Annotated in this window: 7 protein-coding genes; 6 read left to right on the top strand and 1 reads right to left on the bottom strand. The window is 36.1% G+C overall.

Annotated features, from left to right (window positions below):
- The first annotated feature begins 375 nt into the window (after positions 1-375).
- The 6 genes from O4M77_RS15860 (at position 376) to O4M77_RS15835 (ending at position 5,000) form a co-directional block, all read left to right on the top strand.
- On the top strand, positions 376-708 hold the full coding sequence (locus O4M77_RS15860; protein ID WP_003115802.1) for a plasmid mobilization protein: 333 nt from the start codon (positions 376-378) through the stop codon (positions 706-708).
- Positions 698-2,323 carry a relaxase/mobilization nuclease domain-containing protein gene (locus O4M77_RS15855; RefSeq protein WP_286430579.1) on the top strand — a complete coding sequence of 542 codons (1,626 nt, stop codon included), beginning with the start codon at positions 698-700 and terminating at the stop codon, positions 2,321-2,323. The genes O4M77_RS15860 and O4M77_RS15855 overlap by 11 nt, the downstream gene beginning before the upstream one ends.
- A gap of 76 nt (positions 2,324-2,399) precedes the next feature.
- Positions 2,400-2,714 (top strand): type II toxin-antitoxin system Phd/YefM family antitoxin, encoded by a 315-nt coding sequence (locus O4M77_RS15850; RefSeq protein ID WP_003115799.1) that lies wholly within the window; start codon positions 2,400-2,402, stop codon positions 2,712-2,714.
- Positions 2,711-2,998 carry a type II toxin-antitoxin system RelE/ParE family toxin gene (locus O4M77_RS15845; RefSeq protein ID WP_003115798.1) on the top strand — a complete coding sequence of 96 codons (288 nt, stop codon included), beginning with the start codon at positions 2,711-2,713 and terminating at the stop codon, positions 2,996-2,998. The genes O4M77_RS15850 and O4M77_RS15845 overlap by 4 nt, the downstream gene beginning before the upstream one ends.
- A 233-nt stretch (positions 2,999-3,231) precedes the next feature.
- Positions 3,232-4,173, top strand: coding sequence for a replication initiation protein (locus tag O4M77_RS15840; RefSeq protein WP_180131857.1), 942 nt, complete (start codon positions 3,232-3,234; stop codon positions 4,171-4,173).
- Positions 4,174-4,202: 29 nt separating this feature from the next.
- Positions 4,203-5,000 carry a hypothetical protein gene (locus O4M77_RS15835; RefSeq protein ID WP_257223308.1) on the top strand — a complete coding sequence of 266 codons (798 nt, stop codon included), beginning with the start codon at positions 4,203-4,205 and terminating at the stop codon, positions 4,998-5,000.
- 48 nt (positions 5,001-5,048) lie between these two features.
- On the opposite strand, the gene O4M77_RS15830 is transcribed toward O4M77_RS15835, so the two are convergent.
- Positions 5,049-5,504, bottom strand: a complete 456-nt coding sequence (locus O4M77_RS15830; RefSeq protein WP_003115302.1) for a hypothetical protein — start codon at positions 5,502-5,504, stop codon at positions 5,049-5,051.
- Positions 5,505-5,682: the final 178 nt, after the last annotated feature.

The raw sequence follows: 5,682 nt of genomic DNA, 5'->3' as shown, positions 1-5,682 counted from the left end.
TTCTATATATACAGTTTTTGGGATATTCAGTTTCATAAGCTTTGTTCATATCTATTTAATGTGTGAATTAACTTTATCACATAAAAAACTTTTCCATTTCCATAACCTTATAGACGATATTTATGCGCCATTTTTTCGACATGTATTATGTATCACTGAATTTATATTTTAATTGGGCAAGGACACACAAAGGGTACTCTAGACAAAAACTAAAGTTTTCGCTAGATTACCTTTTGTGCCTTGCAAGGGAAGAATCCCTTGACCCTCTTTTCGACTTTATTTCCGCAAGATTTATGGCCATGAAACATAGCCAAAATTCTTACGGAAAAAAGCCGACCCCAAAACCCAAAAGCACCAAGTATTTGATGAGTTGTTATGAAAGAAAAAACTCTTATAAAACGTAATAAGGAAATCAAAGTCCGTTTAACAGAAGCTGAACATCATGCCTTACTGGAACGTATGGAAGGTGGAGAGCTTGCAACTTGGATTCGAAATACTTGTCTAGATGAGAAACCGAATAAAAAAAGAAACTATAAAGCGGCAGATCCTCAGCTATTAGCAGCATTAGGACGCATTGGGGGCAATCTCAATCAGATTGCGAGACAAGTAAATACTGTGGAATCTGATATAGAAAAACTTAGAGCCTTTGCAGAGTTGGCAGTTATTCGAGAACAACTACAAGGAATTTTAGCCAACTATGATCGTTAAATTTTTGGGAAATAAGGGCGGTGGTAGTGCAGGTGCAACCATTGACTACCTACTTGGCAAAGATAGGGATAGACCAGGTGCAGTTTTACTGAGTGGAGATCCTGAATTAACCCAACGATTAGCAGACAACTTGGACTTCCAAAACCGTTATACGGTTGGAGTACTTTCATTTGAGGAACCAAACCTCGAAGAACACCAAAAAGAAGCCATCATGCAGAGCTTTGAAGAAACATTGCTTGCTGGGTTAGAGCGTGACCAGTACGACATCACTTGGATAGAACACACTGATAAAGGACGTTTAGAGCTTAATTTCGTCATTCCAAATGTGGAATTAAGTACAGGAAAAAGATTACAGCCTTATTTTGATCAAGCTGACCGCCCACTTGTAGAAAACTGGAAACAAGTCATCAATTTTGAGCATGGTTTAACAGACCCTCATGCACCAGAGAAAGCTCAAGCAATTAAAACTTTGAATAGCCAAAACCTACCTTCAAGCGTCAAAGAAATTAAAGAGCAAATCGGGACCGCAATTGCTGAACAAATTAGTAATGGCAATATCCAAAATAGGCAAGATGTAGTTGAAACCTTGAAGGGTGCAGGCTTTGAGATTGCTAGAGAAACAGATAGATCAATCAGTATTAAGAATCCTGACGGCAAGCGGAATATTCGTTTAGAAGGCGTAATTTATGAAAATCGACAATTTGATAAGCAATTTGCAGAAGAACACCGCCGAGCAGGACAGGATTATCAAAGAACAAGCCGAGAGCGTTACGAAACAGCACTTGGAAAGTTACAACGCCTTACTGAGAGCAAGCAGCAAGGAAACAGAGAAAATTTTAAGGTCAAACCTTCAAACCATCCAAGATCATCAGCCGAAAATCAGAAACGCTTTGCGTTTGAATATTCTCACGGGAGCAATATTGGGCGTGTTGATTACAGTGTTTCTGATCTTTCTTGGCGTAAATTGGTGGTTAGCGAAGCAAATTCAGAACAAGCAGCAGGAATTAGCCGAAATCAATCTGAAAGTAGAGCAGACACCGCTAGAGAAACAAATCTTGCGGAAGGTGACTCTACACGAGAGCGAAGACAAGAAAACCCTATATATCATGGCGAAGAACAGCAAAAAAGCGGACGCTTACGAGACCACATCCAGTCAAATGGTACTGAAATTGGAAAAATAGAATCTAACTTTAAAACTCCTTTTGAAAATCCATTTAACCAGTCAAATGATGGAAAGGAGCTTTTGAAGGATAGCGGAAGTTTATTTGAAAACTTAGCCACCTCAAAAGAAGTAAAGCAGGACGTAAAACAGAGTAATCCTAATCAAGCGGAACAAGATAATGCCAAACGACTTTATGAATCGCTACAAAGACTTATTGAACTCGTTAGAGAAGCAATTGAAAGAGCTAAACGCTATAAATCAAAGTCAGAGCGAGCAGATCGAAACATTGAGCATTCAGAATCAAGTATTGAGAAGTCAGAACGAGGAATTAGCCAGTCAAAATCAGCAATTAAACAATCTGAACAGCAAATTAAGAGAAGTGAACAGCAAATTAGCCAGCAAATGAAAGAAAAACAGGTTGAAAGGAGGGCTAGTAGAGGATTTGGGCGTTAAATTTAATAAATTACGCTAGATTACTTTCAAAAAAAGTCTAAAATAGACAAAACGCCTACTTTTATGAGGTTTGAAAATGCAAGTTATTACAGCGAAAGATGCAAAATCACGCTTTGGTGAGTTATTAGATACGATGCAGCGAGAGCCTGTATTAGTCACAAAGAATAAGCGCCCTGTTGGTGTTTTCTTGTCATTAAAAGACGTGAAAGGCACCCACTTAGAAAGCCTTTTTGATGTCCAAGATGATGATTATGAAGATTGGGAAAAAGAGAAAATCACAGAAGCGTTAAATGCTTTGAAAGCGCATCCATCTGACACGAAAGAAATGAAGTCAGTACATGCGACTGCAATGCAAAAGGCACGAGACTTGGTAGCGAGCCGTAAAAGATGACCTATGAAGTTTCTTACTTGCCACAAGCAGAACAGGATTTAATTGAAATTTTGGCGTATGGCATAGAGACATGGGGCGAAAAACTAGCAGAAGGGATGTATTTAAAAATTACTGAACAGCTGGAAACCCTGTATTTCTCACCAAATCGAACTAAAAAGAAGGGCAGTTTAGGAACAAGAGAAATGCTTATTTCTGACAGTCCATACCGTGCAATTATTCAAATTGATGAGGAAGCCAAGCGAGTTTTTATTTTAAGAATCTTGCATACTTCGAGAAATATTTAATTAGATTATATGCCGTATATTGGCAAGAAAACGGCTATAAAATTAAGAAAATCAATAACTTTTAAAACTATTAAAGTTGTGTTAGATTTTCTTTCAGGCGAAAAAAAAGCAGGTCGGCAAACCTACTTTTTTCTCATTGTTTAACAAATACTTAAAGCATCAGTAAACGCAAATTCGATACTTGTATTTTACTGATGTTTTGAGCATTTGCAACATAAAGGACGTTGCAAAAGGTGAATAACGCTCAATTAAGCGATTTTTTTGAAAATCTTGCTCATAAACCATACTGTGCAGATGATTTATTGTATGGCTTACAAATAAGACCGAAAAAAACGGCAATTAACATGCAATACATACAGGGTAATCAGCCTTGTATGCTTCATTACTTCTTTTTTGATATAGATCGTTCAGATGCTGTCATGGCATGGCATGATGAAAATTTGCCAATGCCCTATTGGACAGCGCAGACCTTAAAAAATGGTCATGCTCATATTTGCTATAAATTAGAAATTCCACTGTGTACCAGTGAATTAGCGAGTCAAAAAGCAATAGCCTATGCCTCAAAGGTTCAGGCAGGACTTGCCAATAAACTTGGAGCAGACGTTGGCTACAGTCATCTCATTACAAAGAATCCATTTCATAAAGATTGGCGTGTCACTTTTTGGAGTGAACAAGCCTATACGCTCGATTATTTAGCTGATTTTGTCGATTTACCGAAGAAACTAAGTAAGAAACAAGAGGTTTCAGGGCTTGGGCGTAACTGCACTATGTTCGATACAGTGCGTAAATGGGCATATAAAGCGATTAGAGCACATAGAGGTGGTATTTATACTACTTGGCTAGATGAAGTAGTAAAACACTGTCTAAGCGTAAATGAGGCGTTTTTAGAGCCATTACCATACTCTGAGGTCAAAGCTACGGCAAAGAGCATTGCAACGTACTGCTGGAAGAAGGATGCTTACTGTTATCAAGAGTTTATAGATCGTCAAAGTCGTAAAGGGGCTAAAGGAGGAACGGCAAGTAACTCGTCTAATGGAGGTAAAGCTAGGGCAATGAAGTACACTGAGATTAGAGAAAAAGCGATATCGCTTCGCAGAGATGGAAAAAGTATAAGAGAGATTGCTGATAGTCTTGAAGTATCAAAGTCAGCAGTAGCTAATTGGGTTAAACAGTAAGAATAACGATATTTTTTAGTTGAGATGATATGAAAAAGTTTATTTTATTAGCAGCGGTATTTACTTTGATCGGGTGTGAAAGTTCTGAAGAAAAACAGGCTAAATTAGATCAGCAAGTATTAGACCTTATAAATACTACTATTAAAAAAGATCTGATAGATCCATCTTCATTACAAGTAAGAAATTTGCAAGGTTATTGTGGTGAAGCTAATTCTAAAAATAGGCTTGGTGGGTATGTTGGTTTCAACAAATTTATTGTCTTGAATGAAAATGAAGTAGTTTTTCAAAATGAGTCTAATACTAGCAATAAAATGTTTACGCGCGGTTGGGCTGAAATATGCAAAGAAAAACCTAAGTTTGATGATAAAGGCCAGTTAATTAAGCCTAATTTTAAGTTACCTGATCCTGTTTATGACCCGCCAAAATTTGAAGCGAATGGTAAAACTATTGTTACTACTCCTAACACGCTAACTATAGATGGAAATTACAACTATATTTATCCAAATTTGATATTTAGGTGTGATGAAAAAAATAAATTAGATCTAATTTTATATTCTTATATGCAAGCAGCTTATAGCAATGGTGGCTATCACATGCTGGTATCAAATCCAAAGAAAGAAGGGTCAAACATTTATATTCCAATTGATTCTTCGGGGGAGATTCAGTCATTCAATTATGAGAAGCAAAAGTTATTCAAATTTTTAAAAGCTAATGATGAGGTAACCTTTGCTTTTCAAGCTATAGGCAATCAAATGTCAGTTCAAACATATGATTTAAAGCCAGTGAAAGAAGCTCTTGCAAACAACAAGCTTAGTTGTAATTGGTAAATTTAAGTGTCCATGTGCAAGCCTAAATCAGATAACAGCCTTTTTGCTTTAGCTTGTTAGTTCAATTTGTTCTTTATTACCTTTTCTGTATTCATCATCCCAGGTTAGCAAGATTGCGAATTTATTAGGAAAGTCTATCCTTCTTGCATAACCTATTTTTGTTGTTTGGCCTGTGTTTAGATTCATTGGGAATAGCTTATCTATGTTATAAAAGTCACCTTTATATCTTTCATCAATGATTATTTCTAAATGAAGATTTCTTGCATTGGCTTTTCCTTGATTAGTTATATTGATTTGAAAATGGTTACCCTGATTTAAAATAAATGCTCGAAACTTAGCTTTACTTTTCTCTTCGAAATATTCTTTCTCTTTTGTTAAGAGTAATTCATTTATCTGCAATTGCTGTTTATTTATTTCTAAAGTAAGTTTTCTGGAGGAAAGAAAACTATAGGCTGAAATGCTAACTGCTATAGTAGATAAAATAATTTCCCAATCTAAACTCATAGTTACCTCACTTAAAGTTCTTAAAAAGTTCTTTCATTAAATCTTGTTCAATCTTCTTTTCTATTTTTGTCTTATTTATATTTATTAGTTCATCTTTATGAAGTTGTAGTCCGCAATTACCGCAAATAGTTATGTCATTAATATCTGTAGAATGACCACTATAGTCACAACTCGGGCA

Source organism: Acinetobacter sp. YWS30-1, assembly GCF_033558715.1.
In the GTDB taxonomy this organism is placed as follows: Bacteria; Pseudomonadota; Gammaproteobacteria; order Pseudomonadales; family Moraxellaceae; genus Acinetobacter.
The sequence above is the reverse complement of the archived record's forward strand: the minus strand, read 5'-3'. Positions and strand labels throughout refer to the sequence as shown.